Annotated in this window: 17 protein-coding genes; 9 read left to right on the top strand and 8 right to left on the bottom strand. The window is 54.9% G+C overall.

All coding sequences use genetic code 11. From position 1 onward, the window contains the following. Positions 1 to 115: 115 nt before the first annotated feature. Both EJ361_RS18650 and EJ361_RS18645 read right to left on the bottom strand, forming a co-directional pair. A complete protein-coding gene (locus EJ361_RS18650; RefSeq protein ID WP_126247158.1) occupies positions 116 to 2,005 on the bottom strand; it encodes a gamma-glutamyltransferase family protein in 1,890 nt (629 codons plus the stop codon). Between the two features lie 416 nt (positions 2,006 to 2,421). Further along, positions 2,422 to 3,300, bottom strand: coding sequence for an acyl-CoA desaturase (locus EJ361_RS18645; RefSeq protein WP_126247157.1), 879 nt, complete (start codon positions 3,298 to 3,300; stop codon positions 2,422 to 2,424). 301 nt (positions 3,301 to 3,601) lie between these two features. Between EJ361_RS18645 and EJ361_RS18640 the strand changes: the two genes are divergently transcribed. Continuing rightward, complete coding sequence (locus EJ361_RS18640; protein WP_126247156.1) at positions 3,602 to 4,903, top strand: hypothetical protein; 1,302 nt, start codon at positions 3,602 to 3,604, stop codon at positions 4,901 to 4,903. Between the two features lie 63 nt (positions 4,904 to 4,966). On the opposite strand, the gene EJ361_RS18635 is transcribed toward EJ361_RS18640, so the two are convergent. Continuing rightward, positions 4,967 to 5,167, bottom strand: a complete 201-nt coding sequence (locus tag EJ361_RS18635) for a hypothetical protein (protein ID WP_126247155.1) — start codon at positions 5,165 to 5,167, stop codon at positions 4,967 to 4,969. 522 nt (positions 5,168 to 5,689) lie between these two features. Between EJ361_RS18635 and EJ361_RS18630 the strand changes: the two genes are divergently transcribed. After that, positions 5,690 to 8,170, top strand: coding sequence for a TonB-dependent receptor (locus EJ361_RS18630; protein WP_240646676.1), 2,481 nt, complete (start codon positions 5,690 to 5,692; stop codon positions 8,168 to 8,170). A 74-nt stretch (positions 8,171 to 8,244) separates the two neighbouring features. On the opposite strand, the gene EJ361_RS18625 is transcribed toward EJ361_RS18630, so the two are convergent. Both EJ361_RS18625 and EJ361_RS18620 read right to left on the bottom strand, forming a co-directional pair. Beyond that, positions 8,245 to 9,291, bottom strand: coding sequence for an agmatine deiminase family protein (locus EJ361_RS18625; RefSeq protein ID WP_126247154.1), 1,047 nt, complete (start codon positions 9,289 to 9,291; stop codon positions 8,245 to 8,247). Beyond that, positions 9,288 to 10,166 (bottom strand): carbon-nitrogen hydrolase, encoded by an 879-nt coding sequence (locus EJ361_RS18620; protein ID WP_126247153.1) that lies wholly within the window; start codon positions 10,164 to 10,166, stop codon positions 9,288 to 9,290. The genes EJ361_RS18625 and EJ361_RS18620 overlap by 4 nt, the downstream gene beginning before the upstream one ends. A gap of 109 nt (positions 10,167 to 10,275) precedes the next feature. On the opposite strand from EJ361_RS18620, the gene EJ361_RS18615 reads away from it, so the two are divergent. From EJ361_RS18615 to EJ361_RS18600, 4 genes are all read left to right on the top strand, one after another. Then, positions 10,276 to 11,790: a sensor histidine kinase gene (locus EJ361_RS18615; protein ID WP_205687045.1), complete on the top strand. Its 1,515-nt coding sequence runs from the start codon at positions 10,276 to 10,278 to the stop codon at positions 11,788 to 11,790. Continuing rightward, entirely contained in the window at positions 11,787 to 12,989 is a 1,203-nt protein-coding gene (locus tag EJ361_RS18610; RefSeq protein WP_126247152.1) for a DUF4407 domain-containing protein, read from the top strand. The genes EJ361_RS18615 and EJ361_RS18610 overlap by 4 nt, the downstream gene beginning before the upstream one ends. Before the next feature lie 17 nt (positions 12,990 to 13,006). Then, positions 13,007 to 13,711, top strand: a complete 705-nt coding sequence (locus EJ361_RS18605) for a LytR/AlgR family response regulator transcription factor (RefSeq protein ID WP_205687044.1) — start codon at positions 13,007 to 13,009, stop codon at positions 13,709 to 13,711. Between the two features lie 165 nt (positions 13,712 to 13,876). After that, positions 13,877 to 14,353, top strand: coding sequence for a DUF4920 domain-containing protein (locus EJ361_RS18600; protein ID WP_126247151.1), 477 nt, complete (start codon positions 13,877 to 13,879; stop codon positions 14,351 to 14,353). Positions 14,354 to 14,421: 68 nt separating this feature from the next. Here EJ361_RS18600 and EJ361_RS18595 read toward each other — a convergent pair whose 3' ends face one another. Both EJ361_RS18595 and EJ361_RS18590 read right to left on the bottom strand, forming a co-directional pair. Further along, positions 14,422 to 15,114: an alpha/beta fold hydrolase gene (locus EJ361_RS18595; RefSeq protein WP_126247150.1), complete on the bottom strand. Its 693-nt coding sequence runs from the start codon at positions 15,112 to 15,114 to the stop codon at positions 14,422 to 14,424. Between the two features lie 237 nt (positions 15,115 to 15,351). Further along, a complete protein-coding gene (locus EJ361_RS18590; protein ID WP_126247149.1) occupies positions 15,352 to 15,735 on the bottom strand; it encodes a VOC family protein in 384 nt (127 codons plus the stop codon). A gap of 201 nt (positions 15,736 to 15,936) precedes the next feature. Here EJ361_RS18590 and recQ point away from each other — a divergent pair, with 201 nt between their 5' ends. The 3 genes from recQ to EJ361_RS18575 all read left to right on the top strand — a co-directional run bounded on the left by recQ (position 15,937) and on the right by EJ361_RS18575 (position 19,642). After that, entirely contained in the window at positions 15,937 to 18,105 is a 2,169-nt protein-coding gene (recQ, locus tag EJ361_RS18585; RefSeq protein ID WP_126247148.1) for a DNA helicase RecQ, read from the top strand. A gap of 115 nt (positions 18,106 to 18,220) precedes the next feature. Next, on the top strand, positions 18,221 to 19,249 hold the full coding sequence (locus EJ361_RS18580; protein WP_126247147.1) for a sugar phosphate isomerase/epimerase family protein: 1,029 nt from the start codon (positions 18,221 to 18,223) through the stop codon (positions 19,247 to 19,249). Between the two features lie 78 nt (positions 19,250 to 19,327). After that, a complete protein-coding gene (locus tag EJ361_RS18575; protein ID WP_205687043.1) occupies positions 19,328 to 19,642 on the top strand; it encodes a hypothetical protein in 315 nt (104 codons plus the stop codon). Between the two features lie 97 nt (positions 19,643 to 19,739). Here the strand turns inward: EJ361_RS18575 and EJ361_RS18570 are convergent, their stop codons facing one another. Further along, on the bottom strand, positions 19,740 to 20,516 hold the full coding sequence (locus EJ361_RS18570; protein ID WP_164714317.1) for a FecR family protein: 777 nt from the start codon (positions 20,514 to 20,516) through the stop codon (positions 19,740 to 19,742). Between the last annotated feature and the right edge of the window lie 117 nt (positions 20,517 to 20,633).

Genomic DNA, 20,633 nt, shown 5'->3' with positions numbered 1-20,633 from the left:
GGTTTTTTGTGACAGGAAATCGGGTTTTACAAATCCCTGCAAAGGTACGCCCAAAAAGCATACCGGTGTGTTTTCCGGACGGTGGGAGCGTGCTGTCCGTTCCCGCCGCCTGAAACTACCATCCGATACCGTAATCCTCGCCATGATTGCTGCTGCCGCCCCATATGGAACGGTGCAGCGTATCGAAGAATATGGCGTTGATGGGGCCGCTGGTGCGCGCCGCGAAACTAAGTACGTAGCCCATGCTTTCGAGCGCGCGGCGCGTACTGTCTGGCGTGGCGCTGGCAACGAGGATGCTCCCGGCCCGGGGGACCCTGTCTTTCACCGCCGTTCCGCCCAGCGACAGCCACAGCTGGTTACTGTTAACGTTCGCCGCTTCCGTGGCCTGCTGCACCGTCATCCCGAATTCCACCACATTGAGGAAGAATTGCAACAGGTTCTGGTCTTGCGTATCGCCGCCCTGCACGGCGAAGGAAAGGAACGGTTTCCCGTCTTTCAACGCCATGGAAGGCGTGAGCGTGACGCGCGGCCTTTTGCCGGGAGCGATCACGTTGAAAGGGTTCATGGCCGAATCGAGTACGAAGCTTTGTGCGCGCTGGCTCATGCCTATTCCCGTGCGGCCCGCGATGCAGGCGGGCAGCCAGCCGCCGCTGGGCGTGATGCTGACCACCCATCCTTCCGCGTCGGCGGCTTCCACGCTGGTAGTGCCGCGCCAGAGACGGTGGTGGTACGCACTGTCCCATGGCTGATGGGCGACGGCGTCGTGTTTCGGGACGAAGTGCCCCGGCGGGTTTTGTCGTGTGGTGTCAGACAATGCGGGCCGAAGGTCGAGGAAGCGTTTCCAGGGATTGCGTTCGTTCTGGAAAGGGTAGGGGTCTCCGGGCATGACGTTCGTAGCGTTCTGCCGCGGATCGATCGTGCCGGCGCGCTGGCGGGCATAGGCTTTGCTGAGGAGCCCGCGGATGGGGGGCTTCAGCGTTCCGTACGGGTCGCCGTAATAGAAATCGCGGTCGGCGAAACTGAGGTTCATGGCCTGGTAGACCGTGTGGATGTATTGCGGGGAATTGTATCCCATCGCCTTGAGATCGAAGTTTTCGAGGATGTTGAGGGCTTGCAGCATCGTGGGGCCCTGCGTCCATTCGCGGAGTTTGTAGACGTCGATGCCTTTGTAGTTGATGTGGACGGGTTCTTCTTCGATCACTTTCCAGTTGGCGAGGTCCTGCATCGTGATGAGGCCTCCCTGTTCGCGGGCACCCCGAACGAATTCCTGCGCAATATCTCCCTTGTAGAACCTGTTGAAGGCGGCCATGATGGCTTCTTTCCGGGATTTACCTGCACGCAGCGCCGCGGTTTCCGCATCCACCATTTTTTGAAGGGTGGCCAGGAGGTCGGCCTGCACGAAAATCTCACCCGCTTCCGGCGCCTCGCGGGGTTGGCCGGGATGGGTGAGGAAAACCTTTTCGCTGTAGGGCCATTGCCTGATCCACGATTTCCCGCGTTCGATGCTGTTGGCCGTTTGTGCTTCCATGGGGTATCCTGCGGCCATTTCCATGGCGGGGCGCAGTACTTCCCGGAGGCTTTTGGTGCCGTAGTAAGACAGCATATGACAGATACCGCCGGGGGTTCCGGGAGTTACGGCGGAAAGGGGGCCGTATTCCGGCGGAAAGGCGTATCCCTTTCCTTTGTAAAACGCTGCGGTAGCCCCGGTGGGCGCCACGCCCAGGGCATTGATGGCGATCACTTTCCCAGTTTTGGGATGATAGATGAGCGCCTGCGTTTCACCGCCCCAGCTCAGCACGTCCCACATGGTGCAGGTTGCCGCCAGCATGGCACAGGCGGCATCTACGGCATTGCCGCCCTGTTGGAACAGCGCGGCGCCGGCGGTGGCGGCGAGGGGTTTACCCGTAATGGCCATCCAGTGGCGGCCGTGGAGCGGTGGCTTTTGGGTTTGCTGCGCCTTGCCGGTGGCGGCTATCAGCAAAAGCAGGATCAGGAAACGTTGCATATAGGCTAATTTAATCAAAGGGAAGGGAATATGGAGGATAAGTTGCGTAGGAATTTATGGGGCGTTCGGATGGGACTATTGATCGTTTGGCGAATGATATTGAAGGGATGGATGCGATCTCTCCACTGCTTCCGTCACCGTCTGACAATTCAATTCGGTAAATTATTTATGAAGCAAAAATTTCGGAAGGAATTCATGGATTTTCAGGTGACAGTATAGCTACTTCATTGCAGATAGGGGCTGTTTGCTGATCGCTCCATGCCAAATGTACCAGCCGCCCGCCCAGCGGAAGTTTCGGCCGGTTCGCCGGCATGTTCATAGATGGAACGATCCGCTTTTTCGATCTGCCGGATGAAACGGATTAAAATAATGAAGCCCCTCCGGCCGGAGGGGCTTCATTATTTTGCAAAGCGTTTTTATACCGAAACTTTATTGTTTTCCCTGACCTTTTCCGGCACGCCGTGAATATCCCACACCAGGCCGAACCAGCCGAGCATCTTGATGATATAAAACGTGATGTCTATCTCCCACCAATAGAAACCCTGCCGCGTAGCGCGCTGGTAATAGTGGTGGTTGTTGTGCCAGCCTTCGCCGAGCGTAACGAGTGCGAGGATCAGGCTGTTTTTGGATTCGTCGCCGGTTTTATAGCGGGGCTTGCCCCATTTGTGCATGAGCGAGTTGATGGTGAAGGTACCGTGGAACAGCAGGATCGTGCTGAGGAAGAACCCGATGAAAAGCGTGGATAGCCCGGCCGACCAGTCGAACCAACCCGCACCATTCACTTTGTTGCCGATGAAGTACACGACAACGGCGAGGATCAGCGGTGGAACGAAGTGGTATTTATTCAGCCAGAACAGTTCTTTATGCTTCATATCCTTGATGAGGTCATAACGGGTTTCCTTGTGTTCCTTGTCCATGATCCAGCCGATATGGGCATGCCAGAAGCCGTAGATCTTGGCGGAGTGGGGGTCTTCCGGGGTATCGGAATGTTTGTGATGGACGCGGTGATTGGCGGCCCACCATAACACCCCTTTCTGGAAGCTGCTCTGCGCGCCGCAGGCCAGCAGGAATTGGAAGAAACGGGAAGTTTTATACGATCGGTGCGAGAAGTATCGGTGATATCCGCCGGTTACGAAGAACATGCGCACGAAATAGAGCACTGCGCACAAAATCCAGTCGAAAGCAGTTACATGCGTGAAGAAAGCGAGAAAGGGCACGAGGTGCATCCCAATGAAGTCCATCTCGTGCAGCCAGTTGGTCCCCGCTTTCTTATTCGGAGCAATGGTGGTATTCATCTGTCAAAAGTACGGGGTGATTTATTAATCCGCAATGATTTCGGTCAACGGAGGTAGGTGAATTTAACATTGTCTTAACTTTTTTGGGCGGTGTAGGATGGAAATCTTATAAAGAGTTGTTGATTCCGATCAACCGGGCATCATTCCATTTTTACCATAAGCAAATGGCAAGAACTGCAGATCAGTAGAATTACTGAATCGCTGAATTTACGTACCATCGCCGATTGCCGGTCATGTACCGCAAAAGTACCTTTGCATTGGAATTCATCATCATCACAGCTCATAACTATTTTACCCCGACATGAAACGGATCATCGTTCCCATGCTGGCCATACTTTTCCTGTATGCCTGCACTTCAGAAAAAAATAAAGATAATGTAACCCCTCAGCCCCAGGCGCCAAAAGGTGAAGTCCGCCCCGCCGGCACCTCGCTCGGCGCTCCCGTCACTAAAGACATCGGCGCCGCAGGCGGGAACATCGTCTCGGCCGACGGCAAACTGAAAGTTACCGTGCCCGCCGGCGCTCTCGCCGCCAATACGCAGTTTTCCGTCGAACCCATTTCCAACACCCTGCCAGGTAGCCCGGGTATCGCCTACAGGCTCCGGCCCGAAGGCGTCAAATTCGCCAAACCCCTGACGCTGGAATTTACCTACAACGCCTCCGACCTCGACAGCACCAGCGAAGAAGCGCTGTTCATGGCCTATCAGGCCAAAGACGGCATCTGGCGCATGTTGCCCAAAACGCAACTGGACAGAACGGCCAAAAAACTCACCATTCAGACCGGTCACTTCTCCGACTGGGCGCCCTTCGCCATGTTCTGGCTCACGGCGATCAAGAATGCACTCAAACCCAAAGAATCGACCCTGCTGTCTGTCCATGTCACGGAAGATTTTTTACTCAGTAGCCTGAACCAGGACGAAGTGGAGATCGCACGGGAAAAAGTGCTGCAAAGCACGGAAAACGTCAGGAACTGGAAAGTCAATAGCGGCGGAACGATTACGCCCGATGCCAAGCCATTCCTGGCCAATTACAACGCTCCCGCGAAAGTGCCCGATCCGAACCCCGTGACCGTTAGCGTGGAAATCCACAATTTCATCCCCGCCGGTATGATCCCCGGCAGGGGCGCCACCGGCAAAGCGATCCTTTTCAAAAAAATACGGATTTACGAGGATACCTATTTCTACGGAACCAATGGTGGTGCCGATTATAATACGCTACAGCACTGGTTTTTCGAAGAAGACGGGGAAGATATTATGCTGATCGGCGGCTTTACGGGTACGGCGGCCCACTTCGGGCTTTACCTGCCGAAAGGCGCCGGCGTCGGTACATACAATATGAACATGCAAGGATATGTCTATATAGAAGATTATTCCCAAGCCGGGAAGCTGCTCTACAATACGGTGTATACCCATTGCATTTCCGGGGACGATATCAACGCCGCCGGCAGCATCCGGATCACGAAGATCGAAACGCTGAATGGCGTGAAATACATCGAAGGCAACTTCAGCGTGGGCATGTTCAGGTTCACGAGCTGCAGCCCTCCGGTGAAAAAAGTCACCGGGGAATTCCGGGTGCGAGACAGAAGAAGCTATGGATCGCTTTAAAAAGCAAAAGGGCCGTCATTTTAAAAATGACGGCCCTTTTGGTATATAATGGTGTTGAGAGAATTATGCAAGTTGCTCCCTAACCTTACGGTCTGCCTTATGGCTGGCCTCTGCCGCTTTCCTGCTGACGCGGTCGTATGCATTGCGGGCAGCTTTCTTCATATCGTCGATGGCGGCGTCTGCGCGCTGGCGGTTTTTCATATACCAGTAAATGCCGGCGGCGGCGGTGCCCAAAACGGAAGCTGCGATGATGATCTTGTTCATGACTCTTTGTGTTTGGTTCATGGAAATACAAACAATGGGCGTGCCAAAAAATCCCAAAGAATTTTAAAAATCAGTTGCCGGCACTTTTTTACATCGGTTGAAAAAAGACGTTCATCCGGGGAAATTGTCTTTCCCGATCAGTATCCGATTTGGGAAAAGAGGATTTGACGAACGGGAACGGATGGGGAAATTTTGACATGAGCTCCGGGCAAGTGTGTCATCTCCTGCCGGATTCCGGCCCAAACGGGAACACCCATTTTCCCCGGAAAGGCGTTCTCCCGCTGTAGGACCCATGAATAGTAAAAACGGTAACTAATTGATAGTCAATATGATAGAAAATTTCGAATCGGGAATGAAGTATTGGGCAACAACGATTTTACGGATGTGGATGTTTGAAATTCAGCGGGTTATTTGAAATGCGCTCACAAGCAAAGTTTTTCCCGATCGCGTAAATGGATTTCCCGATCCGATCGGGTATAACCGTTAAAACGGCTGTTCTTTGCAAAAATTCAGCGTGAGCAAATGAAGCAAGTTTACCTCCTGATGCTCGCCGGCGCCCTTGGGGCACACACGGCGGCAGCACGATCAACCTACTATATGGCAGCAGCGGTTTCCGACACGGCAGCCACTTTATCTGAAGAAGAAAACCCCGCCAAAGGTTCCCTCAAAGGACATGTATCCACCGCAGACGGCAAGCCCGCCGGCTTCGTAACCGTTGTGGTGCGCGAACTCAACCGCGGCACCACCACCGGCGAAGACGGGTCCTTCTCCCTCCGCAACCTCAAACCCGGAACTTACACCCTCTTCATATCGTCTGTCGGCCTCAAGCCTGTTGAAAAACAGATCACCATCACCGGTGAACAGGGCACAGAAATCAGCATTTCGCTGGAAGAAACGGCCCACCAGCTTTCCGAAGTGGTGATTTCCGACAAACGCACCCAGAACGACCGTCCCGTTAACCTGAGCAAACTGCCCATCCCCGTGATGGACCTTCCCCAGGCGGTAACCGTGATCGGCCAGGCTACCATCCGCGAACAGCAGGCCCAGCGCCTCAGCGATGTGGTGAAAAACGTGAACGGCGTGTACCTCGCCGCCACGCGCGCCGGCACCCAGGAAACCTTCTCCGCCCGCGGTTACGGTTTCGGTAGCTACAATATGTTCAAAAACGGCGCACGTGTCAACTCCGGCACTTTCCCGGAAATGAGCTCCCTCGAGCGCGTGGAAGTGCTCAAAGGCAGCGCCGCTATCCTCTACGGACAGGTGGCCCCCGGCGCCGTGATGAACCTCGTCACCAAACAGCCCAAATTCGAAGGCGGTGGCGAAGTGAGCATGCGCGTAGGCAGCTACGACCTCTACAAACCTGCTTTCGATATCTACGGCCCCATTAGCGGCAAAGTAGCCTACCGCGTTAACGGCACCTACGAATCCGCCGGCAGCTTCCGAGACCACGTCAGCAGCAAACGCTACTACGTGAACCCCTCCCTGCTCTTCAAAGTGGCTCCCCGCACGGAAATCATCGTGCAGGGCGATTACCTGAAACACGATTACACGCCCGACTTCGGGATCGGTACCAACAATGGCAAATCCATCGTAGACGTTCCGCGGAACACCTTCTTCGGCACGTCCTGGCAGTATTCCAAAGTACAGCAGGCCACCGCGGGCGTTACCGTAAGGCATCAGCTGAACAGCAACTGGAGCATCAACGGCAACGTGGCTTTCCAACAATATAAAAGGGATTATTACTCCATCGAAAGACTGCAGTTCGCGAATGATTCGCTGAACCGCCCCCTCGGTAAAGCACTTAACGACGAAAGATATGTGAGCGCAACGATCGACCTCACCGGTAAGTTCAAAACAGGTTCCGTTGAACATACCGTACTTGCAGGCGTAGATGCAGATAAATATACGACTGACAATACCACTGCCTGGGATTACGAAGGCGCTTACGGCACCAACAAAAACCTGTACGACAAAATCAGCTTCCGCGACCTCGGTCAAAAGCCCGGCCGCCAGGACATGCCGATGGCTACGGCCAGAGAGAGCGACAGGCTGCCCGTTTCCCGGTTCGGTGGGTACGTGCAAGACCTGGTGAGCATTTCCGAAAAACTGAAAGTGCTCGCCGGCATCCGCTGGAGCTATATCGGCAACGAGGCAAAAAGGAAAACAGTGTACAAGACCGGCGCGGAAACCTTCACCAAAGGCCAATACAGCAACGCTTTCTCGCCCCGTTTCGGTGTGGTGTATAAACCTATCCCCACCACGGCGCTGTTCGTTAGCTACAGCAATTCCTTCTCCACCAACTCCGGGTACGACCTGAATAAAGAGGCCCTCAAACCTTCGATCATCGATCAGTACGAAGCGGGCGTGAAGAACGATTTCTTTGCCGGCAAACTGTCTGCCAACCTGACCGTTTACAAAATCAGGAACAGCAACCTCGCACAGGTGGCCACTTATACCCGCGACGGACAAATCAACGGAGACGCCAATATGAAGGAGCTCATCGGCGGTACCACCAGCAATGGAGTTGAAATTGATTTAGCGGGCCATCCCGTTGCAGGGCTCGATATCGTGGCAGGTTACAGCTATAATGACATCTTCGTGTCCAAAGCCATTTCTCCCGCCGAAGGCAAAACCAACGGCAACCTCCTGAAAGGCGACCGCCTCGTGAACAATCCGCATCATACCGCCAACGCCAGCGTTTTCTACACATTGCAGAACGGCGCCGCGAAAGGCCTGAAATTCGGTGTGATGGCGTTCTACACCGGCGATCGCAACGTGGGCTGGAACAATACCACGGCGCAACCCGACCGTATGTTCAATGTCGACGGCTACACCACGCTCGATCTGAACATCGGCTACAGCTGGAAACAATTCTCCGTAATGGCGAAGCTGTCCAACATCACCAACGAATACAACTTCCTGGTGCATGAAAACTACAGCATCAACCCGATCCCGCCGCGGCAATTCACCGCTACCGTTGCGTACCGCTTCAAATACAGATAAGCATGTTCGAATAAAGGAAAAGGGCTGTATCAGAGGATGATACAGCCCTTTTCTATTGGGAATAATTAAGCGCGTTAAATCGCAGGTTCCTGCTGGCTCAGGCAATGGAAACTGCCGAGGCCCCAGATGATGTCTGTAGAATCTACCCCCACCACTTCACGGTCGCGGAAGCAGTCGGCGATGATGCGCAGGGCCTGCTCGTCTTTGTTGCACTGGAAAGTGGGAACAATAACGTATTTGTTGGCGATGTAGAAATTGGCGTAGGAGGCGGGCAGGCGCTGGTCTTCCCAGATCACCGCGTCCGGCATGGGGAGTCCCACGATGTTGAGGGGCTTGCCGTTCAGCAGGCGCATGGCTTTGAGTTGGCGCCGGTTCTGCTGGAGGATTTCGTAGTTCTCGTCGTTTTTATCGGATTCGATGACGGTCAGCACCGTGTCTTCGTTCACGAAACGGATGGTATCGTCGATATGCCCGTCGGTATCGTCGCCCACGATGCCCTCGTCCACCCAAAGCACCTGGTCGGCGCCGTAGAAATCGTGCAGGTACTTTTCGACCTGTTCGCGGTTGAGGTGCGGGTTACGGTTTTCGTTGAGCAGGCAGCAGGTGCTGGTGAGGATGGTCCCTTTCCCGTTGAATTCCACCGATCCGCCTTCCATGATGATACCCGGCTCAAAAAGCGGCAGGTCGAAATGGCGGGCGATGCGGGTGGGGATCACATCGTCGAGGTCGAAGGGAGGATATTTCCCGCCCCAGGCGTTATAGTTCCAGTCTACTACCGCCTTTTTCTTTTCGGCGTTGGGGTTGATGAGGAACGCGGGGCCATGGTCGCGGCACCAGGCGTCGTTTGTGGGATGCTGGAAAAACTCCACGTTATCCATATTCACGCCGGCGCGGAGCAGGTGATCTGCAGCGAAGGCGGTCATGGCGCTGCCGTGGACATTGATGCGCACCAGTTCACTGTCTGCCAGGTATTTGATGAAACGGCTGTAATGCGGGAAGATGGTATCGATCTTTCCGGGCCAGCTGGCTTCCTTGTGGGGCCAGCTCAGCCAGGTGGCGGTATGCGGATGGAACTCAGCCGGGAAGTAGTAACCCAGTTCCCGGGGCGTAGGTTGTATCATTGTTCGTCGTCTATATAGCGTTTGGTGATCGGTTGGTAGGAGTCGATGCGGCGGTCGCGCAGGAAAGGCCAATGCGTGCGGTAGCGGTCTGTTTTGGAAAGGTCGAGCTCCAGCACCACGTTTTCTTCATCGGTGTGCGAGCTTTGGTGGAGCACCGTGCCGAAGGGGTTGGCTACGAACGAGCCGCCCCAGAATTTCATAAGCCCGTCTTGCTCGAAACCGGTCCTGTTCACGCTCACCACGTGAATGCCGTTGGCGACGGCATGGCTGCGCTGGATGGTTTGCCAGGCGTTGTATTGCTCGGTATTGGTGGCTTCGTCCTGGTTCGTGGCCCAGCCGATGGCGGTGGGGTAGAAAAGGATCTGCGCGCCCATGAGCGCCGTGATGCGCGCGGCTTCGGGGTACCATTGGTCCCAACAGATGAGCACGCCGATGGTGGCGAATTTGGTTTTGAAGACTTTATAGCCGAGATCGCCGGGGGTGAAGTAAAACTTCTCGTAATACGCCGGATCGTCGGGGATGTGCATTTTGCGGTATTTGCCGAGATAGGAACCATCGGCGTCCAGCACGGCGGTGGTGTTGTGGTAGAGGCCTTCCGTCCGTTTTTCGAACAGCGATGCGATGATCACCACGCCCAGCTCTTTGGCCACCGCGCCGAGGGATTCGGTGGAAGGGCCGGGGATGGGCTCTGCCAGTTTGAAATTCCCGTAATCTTCCACATCGCAGAAATACAGCGAAGTGAACAGTTCCTGGAGGCAGATAATCTGCGCCCCGCTGGCCGCGGTTTCCCGGACCTTTTCGATGGCTTTGGCAAGATTGTCCGCCTTGTTGGCGGAACAGCTCATCTGAACGTAGCCGACTTTTACTTTAGACATGGGCGCAAAGTTATAAAAAAGACAGGTTCGTCCCATAATCCCAACTTTTCATCCCATTTACGAAATGGGACGGCGCGGCTTTGTTAATATTGCATCAAAGAAATCTTGCATGAATAAGTTACAAAAGGTGGAAATATGGGTGGCCACGGGCATTTACCTCCTGGCATTGCTCACGATCCTTTTCCCTGTACTTTCTTACGACGGGCGGCATTCCGGGCTTTCCTGGTTATATAACGAGAATGGTGTACCCTATGATCATTTCCTGCATTCGGTTTGGCCGGGACTGCTCACCTATACCGCCCTGTACGGCGGATTCCTGCTCCTGAATTTCAGGGCCATGCCCCAGTTCCTGGAACATCACCGGTACTGGAGGGGAATTGCCATTGCGGGGGGGACGGCCGTTGGCGGCTTCCTGTTGCTGATGGTCGCGGAAAGCTGGAAATTCGGTTACCGTACAGATTTCTCCAGCGTCCGGGCTTTTCATAACTGGTGCGCCGGCCGTGCCATGATCATCGTTTTCGTCTGCCTCGTCGTGTTTGCCGTTTATAGCGGGATAAAATCCCTCGTGCTAGCGGGCGCCGAAAACGGCCTCGGCCGCCGCATCGCCGGTATCAAAATTCCGGTCGACATGATCATCCTCATCATCATCTGGCTCGCAGCTACCTTCTTTTTCATTCTCGACAGGCGCCCCGCCCGCACCAATCTCATTTTCTGGTCAGGAGGCTGTTATATTATCGCCTATTACTTTATCAGCCGCCGCTTTTTCGGCCCCCTGCTGCGCAAGGAGCGCCACTGGAAAGAGCTGCTTCCCAATGCCATCATGGTATTTCTCGTTACTTATGTTTTGGCCTGCGTACTGGCAGACGCGTCCACCAATATCAGTAACATGTCGGCATTCTATTTCCTGATATTTGTTTGCCAGCTGCTGATTGTGCCGCCGTTGGCCTGGTGGCTCACCTGGGCCACGCTCAGCCAAAAAAATGAGGTGTTGACCCTGGAGAAAGCACTGGGTCGCTCTTCCGCCAATCTGGACTTTTTGCGCTCCCAGATCAACCCTCATTTCCTTTTCAACGCCCTCAACACCCTCTACGGCACCGCCCTCCAGGAACAGGCGGGCCGCACCAGCGAAGGGATTCAGCGGCTGGGAGACATGATGCGCTTCATGCTCCACGAAAACACGGTAGAGAAAATCCACCTCAGCAAGGAAGTAGGCTACCTCCAGAACTACATCGCCCTGCAACGACTGCGCACGCAGGAATCGCCCGACATCAAGATCGAAGTCAATATCCAGGACGCCAACTGCGAGCACGCCATCGCACCCATGCTCCTCATCCCGTTCGTGGAAAACGCCTTCAAACACGGCATAAGCCTGCGAAACAGGTCGTGGATCGTGGTGTCGCTCTCGTGCGACGATCATCACATCTATTTCGATGCCTACAACAGCCTCCATCCCAAAAGGGAAAACGATCCGGAACGCAACAGCCTCGGCATCGGGCTCAATAACGTCCGCCAACGGCTGGAGCATGTTTATCCCGGCAGGCATGAACTGTCTATCCGCGAAACAGCGTCGGAATTCTTCGTTCACCTGACCCTCAAATCCGAAAAAATAGCTCCATCAGCATGACCGACACCACGCAACAACAAGATCACCGGCCGGTGAAAAGCAAAGAACCCGATGGATGGAGCCGCTTCCTGTGGTGGCTCGCCGCCGCAGACCCCGACGTGCTGGCAGATTGCCGTGCAGACCGCGAAAGGTACCGCATCATCGGCCTGGCGGTGCTCGTGACCGCCCTTTTCGCCACCCTGGCCTGGGGGTATTTTTTCTCCACCGTCGTGAAAGACGACCTGCTCAATTACGGACTGGCCCTGTTTTTCGGGTTCGCCGTACTGTGTATCGACAGGAGCCTCATCGCCGCCATGCAGCGCAACGGGAAAGTGCAGGTACTGCCCGTGGCCTTCCGCCTCATCCTCGCCATCACCATCGGCCTGTTCATCTCCCAACCCGTTGTGCTGATGCTTTTCCAGAAAGACGTGCAGGCGCAGATGGTGGTAGACCGGCAAAAGAAGATGGAAGATTTCCGCAAACAGCAAACCGCCTATAATTCGGAACGTACCACGCGGCTGCGCACGCAGCTGGCGGGGCTCGACAAAACCTTGGCCGACCGAGAAAAGCAGGTGAAGGATTACAAAGACGCCTACATCCGCGAAACCGACGGCACCGGCGGCTCCGGGAAAATCGGCGAATACGCCATCGCGAAAGTGAAACGGAACGAATACCTGAAAGCCGAAGACGAATTGCGGCAATTGAGGTCCGAGACCGCTACCCTCCGCGAAGGTCCGCTGGCAGCACTGGCGGTCATCCAGGCAGACGACAGCACCCGCGAATCCGCTTACCGCGCTACGTTGACAGACGGGTTTCTTGCGCAGGTGGAGGCGCTCAATACGCTCACGGAAGAAAAACCGCCGCTCAGACAGCGGTACCGCCTCATCGTGTTCATCATTACCCTCATCGAGATCATGCCGCTGTTAACCAAGCTCATGATGCCCAAAGGCGAGTACGACGCCCGTCTGGCGGCTATCACGGCGTCCAGTATCAACGAATCCGAACTGTCGGCCACACAGCAAAAGCAATTGCAACAGCATTTTACGGAAGGCGCGGCAGCGGCAGACAAGGAAGTGATGGACCATATTTTCGGGTTGACGGCATTCGCCCGGCGCCGGGAATCGGAAAAACTGGTGGAGGAGTGGGAACGGGCCGATGGACGGAGCTTCCGCAAACTCTGGGCTTCCGCGCGGAGGCTGCTGTTACTCCATAAAGCCTGAAATCGTAAATTGTGCATATGAAAATGACAGCCATAGCGATAGACGATGAGCCCGTGGCGCTTTCGGTGATCACCGCGCACGCGGAGAAGGTCCCTTTCATGGAACTGAAACGTTCGTTCACCAACGCTTTCGAAGCCATGGATTACCTGCGCCGCGAGAAAATCGACCTGCTGTTCCTCGATATCAAAATGCCGGATATTTCCGGGCTCGATTTCCTGTCGGGCCTCCACGAGCCGCCCATGACCATTTTCACGACGGCGTATTCCGAACATGCCGTGCAAAGTTTTGAACTGGACGCAATCGATTATCTCCTGAAACCCTTTTCCCTCGCACGTTTCCTGAAAGCCTGCAATAAAGCGCACAGCCTGTTGCTGCTGAAGCAGGACAAACCGTCCGCCGTTTCCCAACCGCAGGATTACATTTTCGTAAAAAGCGGGTACGAGCAATGCAAAGTCGCGTTCCAGGACATCCATTACGTGGAAAGCGCCGGCAATTACGTGCAATTCGTGTTGGGCGATCGCAAGCTGCTGAGCCGCCTTTCCATGCAAGACGCGCTGGACCTTTTGCCCGCAGGCCAGTTCACCCGGGTACACCGGTCTTACATTGTGGCCAATGCGCGGGTAGACCGCATCGACCGGAACTGCGTCTATGTGGGCAATACAGACATTCCCATCGGCGCGGCCTTTGCCGAAGCGGTAGGGAAGATCAGCGGGGAGGCGTAAAAAATACGGGCGCCGACAAAGCGAACGCCCGTTTCAGATGGTGTATCCGGTGGGTCGGTTCCCACGTTACAAATATATATTATAACCGTTCATAAATTAAAAAATAACCATGTCTCGGGCGCGGATTTTGTACCGTATATTTGAGGACCGTAAATCAGCTTCCTTATGAGAAAAGTCCTTTTCCTGTTAGCCGCGGCGCTCATGGCCGCCGGCGGGGCACAGGCCCAAACCCGGATCGCACCTGCCGCACCCGGCGTTACCTACGGCAAATCCATTGACGCACAGGGCGCTGTGGCGCTGAACGATCTCGAAAAGCAGATCGGGTCAGACACTTCCTACACCGGCAAGATCGAAGGCAAAGTGGTGGAAGTGTGCAAAAAGAAAGGCTGCTTCATGAAACTGGAGCGCGAAAACGGTGAAGCCGTGATGGTGAAATTCACGGATTATGCGTTTTTCATGCCGCAGAACATCGTAGGCAAAACGGTGGTGCTGGAAGGCAACGCGAAAGTGACGGAAACTTCCGTGGAAAGACTGCGCCATTACGCGGAAGACGCGGGCAAAAGCAAAGCCGAGATCGAAAAGATCAATGCACCGAAGAAAGACATCGTGATCATCGCCGACGGGGTGGTGGTCGTAAAATAAATGCCGTGCCGGCGGATGCACAGGGCGTTCCCGGCCGGGAGCGCCTTTTTTTTACCCCTGCGCCGCCGTTACAGTGTCATGAAAGACCTGATTTCCCAGATCAGCACGGCTTTGTTCACTTTTTCGATGGGGTGCTTCGTGTCGGGTAGCACCACCATGGAGCCGTTGGGCAGGCTGCGGAAGATGCCTAATGTTTCTTCCACGCTCACCATATGGTCGCGGTCGCCCACCATGAGGCGCACCGGAATGTCTGCCATGGTAACGGTTTCCGGGGTGAGGAGGGGGTGTTGGGCCAGGGCTTCCATGAGGCCTACGGTGGCGGGCAGCAGCGGTTCCCAGGCCGAGGGGCCGTGGAATTCGGCGAGCTGGCTGACGAACGCGGGGGCTTTTTCGCGGAGGAAGTCGGCGTTGAGCGTCCGGGCTTCTTTGGCGGCCACCTCGGGCGTCCAGTCGAACTTGGTGCCGAGCGTAAGGATGCGCGAAATGGTGTCAGGTGCCTGGATGGCGGCCTGCAGGGCGATGTAGCCGCCCATACTGTAGCCGAAAACTGCCGCGGGGCCGATGTTTTGGCTCCGGATGTAGTCGATCAGCTGGCCCGTGAGGGCTTCTATGCGGAGGGGGGCTTCCGGCAACGGCGTACCACCGTGCCCGTACAGGTTGAAACGGTAAACAGTGTACTGGTCTTCCAATACAGATGCGATATTGTCGAAATGCCGTACAGCGCCCAGTGCGCCATGTAGTAAGATGAGGGCAGGTTTCATGCGGAAGCGGGGTTTTAAAAAAAATGTATGCGAGTCAACGAATTTAACTATATTTATGTAAATCTGAATCTGTCTTCCTCAACACATTGATTATCGTCGCTTAACATACATTATTTTCCATCTAAAAAACGCATTGTCCTTTCGAAAACCCTACGGAGCAGAAGGAATGTGAGTCTTAATGGATAATATCCGCAGCGGATCCGCTGCGGTTTTTTTTCGCCGCTTCCATCATGGATTTTACGCGCTGATCTGCTGTCCGAACTGGATCAGGTAACCATTATTGTCGTAAATCCCGAACTCGCGCATGCCGTAATCGAAATTCTGAACAGGGAAGCAAATCTCCGCACGGTCTTTCACCTTCTCCCACAATTCATCGATCCCATCCATATGAATATAGATTTCACCGGTGAAAACGGGCTCTTCGAAAGGTGTAGAGCTGCCGAAAGGATATTTCGCCTGCGGATGCACCAGTTGCATGGTGACCTTGTCTTTCTGGATAGACGCGAACTTCCATTGTTCGTCCAGCGCCTTACAGGTAAAATCCAGCACGGTAACATAAAAGTCTACCGTTTCCTGGAGTGATGGTGTAGCCAGTGTAGGAATGGGTGCCAGCAGTTCCATAAGTTCTCTGTTTGGGTAATTAGTGCGACAGTTGTATTAGTTGTATCAGTCTTGCTTTCTTGCTTTTCGATTTAGTATTGAAGTAGCTTCGACTCTCGTTCTAAATATAAAGAATTTTTCTTTCCGTGTATGGTTGTTGATGTTAAATTTATGCACATCCTTTTATCCTATATTTGCCCGGAAGCTAAATTTTAGTCGGGTATGCAGTCTTTGTTCGCGCTTCTGAAACAACATTTCGGTTATACGCAATTCCGTCATAATCAGCAGGCTATCATCGAGCACGTGCTGAATGGGGGAGATACGATGGTATTAATGCCTACGGGCGGTGGTAAATCCATTTGCTACCAATTGCCTGCTTTGGCGCTGGAAGGCGTCACCATCGTCGTTTCCCCGCTCATCGCCCTGATGAAAGACCAGGTAGACGCGCTGCGGCAGAACGGGATCACCGCTGCCTATCTCAACTCCACCCAGTCCATGTCAGAACAGCAAACCGTGATGCAGATGATGCAGCTCGGACAGATAAAACTGTTGTACCTGGCGCCGGAACGGCTGATCGGCGAAGCCAATTTCATGCAATGGCTCGCCACGCTGAAAGTAGCGCTGTTCGCCATCGACGAAGCGCACTGTATCAGCCATTGGGGCCACGATTTCCGGCAGGAATACCTGGCGTTGGGGCAACTGAAAGACAAATTCCCCGGCGTACCCGTGATCGCGCTGACCGCCACGGCAGACGGGATCACGAAGCAGGACATCCTCGACAAACTCCGGCTCCGCAACCCCGCCGTATTCGAAAATTCCTTCAACCGGCCGAACATTCATTACAGCGTTCGCCCGAAAAAAGACCATTACCAGCAATTGGTGGAATATCTCCGGCAGCACCCGGACGATAGCGGTATTATTTATTGCCTGTCGCGCTCCGGCACCGAATCGCTCGCGGAAGACCTTCAGGCCGAAGGCTTCTCCGCCGCCGCCTATCACGCCGGCCTCGAACGGGCCGTGCGCGAAGAGCGGCAGGACAGGTTCCTGCGCGACGATATCCGCATCATGGTGGCCACCATCGCCTTCGGCATGGGGATCAACAAAAGCAACGTACGGTTCGTAGTGCATGTAGACCTGCCTAAAAACATCGAAGGATATTACCAGGAAACCGGCCGCGCAGGGCGCGACGGCCTCCCTTCCGAAGCCGTGCTGTTCTACAGCGCGGGAGACGTTTTCAAGATGAAGCGGTTTGCCAGCGTGGACGGTAACGAAGAACAATCCGCCGTCATGCTCCGCAAACTGGAACAAATGGCCGGTCTTTGTGAAACGATCACCTGCCGCCGGCAATACCTCCTGCGCTATTTCGGTGAAGAATCCCCCGACGCATGCGGTAATTGCGATATCTGCCAGGGCCAGTACGAAAAGGCCGACGGCACGGTAGCCGCACAAAAGCTGCTGAGCGCCGTATACCGCCTCCAGGAACGGTTCGGGCTGAATTACGTCGTGGATTTCCTGCGCGGCGGCGCCGGCGTCCGCGAAGCGCACCAGGAAATCAAAACCTACGGCATCGGGAAAGACATCGGGAAAGACCAATGGAAACAATATGCCCGCGAGCTGATGCAGCTGGGGTTCCTGGGGCAGTCGACCGGAGAATATCCGCTCCTCCGCCTCACCGATACCAGCTGGAGCGTGCTCCGCGGCGAAGTGCAGGTGCAACTGACGGCCCAGGTGGCCGCTCCGCAGGGGAATGCATTGCAATCCGGGGCTTCCCGCAATGCCGGCGACATTCCGCAACCCCTGCTGCTGGCGGAACTGAAGCAGTTGCGCCGGAGCCTGGCGGAAAAGGAGCGTGTGCCGCCATATATCATTTTCTCCGACGCTACGTTGGCGGAACTATGTTCCTGGCTGCCCCAGAGCATGGGGGAACTGGCGCGGATCTCGGGTTTCGGGGAAGTGAAGCTCGCCAAATACGGTGGACCTTTCCTCGATGCCATGATGCAATATTGCCAGCGCCACGGCCTCCAGAGCCAGATGCACCTCAAGGCCGGAAAGGCCGTCAAGCCCCGCAAACCGAAGCCCGAGACGGGCAACAGCCAGCGCGCGAGCCTGCAGTTGTTCCAGGAAGGCATGGCGGTGGAAGAGATCGCCGCGCGCAGGGGGCTCGCGGTTTCCACCGTAGAAAGCCACCTCGCCGATTTTATCCGGAAAGGGGAGCTGGACATCCGGGAAATGGTGCCCGACAGCGGCCGCCTCGCCTGGATCCTGCGGGCCGTCGAAAACGCCGGCGCGCAGGGGCTTACCCGCATCAGGGAACAATTGGGCGATGAAGTGGGGTACGGCGAAATCCGCGCCGTCGTCAATTATTACTACTGGCTCCAGGAACAGGCCTGATCCCCGAAAGACGGTTTGATTTACTGTTTTTTTTGCTTAATTTGTTTGATACTTCCACGTTCACGGAGTTTAACGTGTAGTCTTTACTGTTTCAATACTTCAAATCTTAACACCCATGTCATCATCCACGAACCGCAGACATTTCTTACGCCAGATCGGTATGTTCACGGCCGGCGTTACCCTCGGGCCCGCTTTCCTCACCGCCTGCAACAGCGGCGGCACCTCCGGCAACGCAGACTCCGCAAAGGCAGACAGCACCGGCGCCACCGGCACGGCGAAAGACCTCTTCTTCAAGATTTCCCTCGCAGAATGGAGCTTCCATAACGCCCTGTTTTCCGGTAAAATGTCCAACCTCGACTTCGCCGAAAAAGCGAAAAAAGATTACGGCATCACCGGCGTGGAATACGTGAACCAGTTCTTTAAAGACAAAGCCAAAGACAAAAACTACCTGGCCGATTTGAAGAAACGGGCAGACGATAACGGCGTTACCTCCGTGCTCATCATGTGCGACGGCGAAGGCGAACTCGGCGATCTCGATCCCAAAAAGCGCACGCAAGCCGTGGAAAACCACTACAAATGGGTGGAAGCCGCACAGTTCCTCGGTTGCCACTCCATCCGCGTTAACGCAGCTGGCCACGGCACGGCGGAAGAAGTGAAGAAAGCCGCCATCGACGGCCTCGACCGACTCACCGATTTCGCGAAAGATTTCAACATCGGCGTGATCGTGGAAAACCATGGCGGATTCTCCTCCAACGGCAGCTGGCTGTCGGATGTAATGAAAGGCGTGAACAAACCGGGTTGCGGCACGTTGCCCGACTTCGGCAACTTCTGCATCGAGCGGTCCCAACCGAAAGACAATACCCCCGAAGCATGGCACGCCACCAAGTGCATCGAAGAATACGACCGTTACATGGGCGTAACGGAACTGATGCCGTTCGCCAAAGGCGTAAGCGCCAAAAGCCATGATTTTGATGCCAATGGCAACGAAACGGAAACGGATTACAGAAAAATGCTGCAAATTGTCAAAGCGGCGGGATATACCGGATACATCGGCATCGAATACGAAGGGATGAAAGACGCGGAAGACGCAGGCGTGCGCAAAACGCTCGAACTGCTGAAACGTGTGGGTATGGAACTGAGCTGACGAACAATTGGACCGGCCCTTTGTTTTTTATAAGCGTTACAAATCCATCGCAATATGATCACAAATCCAGGACAAAACATGACAACGCTATCAGACGTAATGGAAGTGCTGAAGGAAAGAGGCGTAGACCATGAACTGCGGCTCATGGAAGACGGGAAGCTGCTGGACACGGATTCCGGGCGCACCTTCAGCGCAGAAGGGGTGAAGATCATCCGCACCTACCGGTTCGAAGGCGAATCCAACCCGGACGATGCGGCGGTGTTGTACCTGCTGGAAAACACGGACGGTATCCAGGGTTATATCATTAACGCTTATGGCGCATATAGCGACTACGACGGCGATATGTTCGATAATTTTATCCGCAACCTGCCGGTCGAGGAGCGCGAATGGTAGTACCGGTCATAAAAAATACAAAGGGTGACGATCTGCATCGTCACCCTTTTTTATGGCCCCTTATACCGGGGCTTTTTTCCAGAGGATATGGATTTTGTCAGAATTTAATCACGACTTTGTCACGCGTGATCCGGTAAGTGAAGCCCATACTGTCTTGCAGGGCTTCCAGCATTTCCCGGAGGGTTTCTTTGCTGTACTCGCCGGTGATGTTGCGGGATGGCTCGCCGCGATTGCCTTTCACTTCCATTTCCACGCCATACCAGTCTTCCATCTTCTTTAACGCCGCAGGCAGTGGTGTATTGTGGAACACGAGGCGATTATTGAGACAGTCTTTCTGCTCTTCCAGCTCGAAAGTCTCCTTTTCCATCAGGTCGATCATCTTGTTGGCGAGCACGCTTTGGCCCGCTACCAGGTCTTCCGGCTGGTTGTCGGAAGGGGAGTGGTACGATTTGCGGACATGGGCGGAGCCGCTGAGCACATAGCAGAAGGCGCCCTGTTGGGATTCGAGGCTATGCAGGCGGAAAGTGGCGCCGGGCGTTATGGTCTTGAGTTTGTCTGTCCAAACCGTGAGCTGCGGGCCCTGGGGCACGGAGAAAAACGCCTCCCCGTCGAGCACCAGCTCTCGGCGGCCGGGATAATCGGATGGCATGTAGAGGCGGGAACGGGAATTGAGGATGACCAACGTACTGTCTGGCAGGCGGATCGCTTTCCTTTCCCCGTAGCGGCTTTGGTAGAGCGTATACCGGATGCCGGCCTGCAACATGGCGGAACTCCGCTGGTGGCGGCCGGCCAGGTAATAAAACACGCCTCCGGTTATGAGCATGACGAGTATCAGCGCGAGGGCAACAGGTTGCCAGTTGCGCCGCCTTTTCATATACAGTGGAAATCGTGGCCGTCTGTTTTGCTTGATTCGTGCACTCATGGTTGGGAATAAAAAGATTTGGTGTACGTCCCGGCTACAATATAGTAAAAAATTCGGCTGAACCCTTGC

Origin of the sequence: Chitinophaga rhizosphaerae (genome assembly GCF_003958645.1) — a bacterium.
Lineage (GTDB): Bacteria > Bacteroidota > Bacteroidia > Chitinophagales > Chitinophagaceae > Chitinophaga > Chitinophaga rhizosphaerae.
Note: the sequence above shows the minus strand (reverse complement) of the source record. Positions and strands in the feature narration are given on the sequence as shown.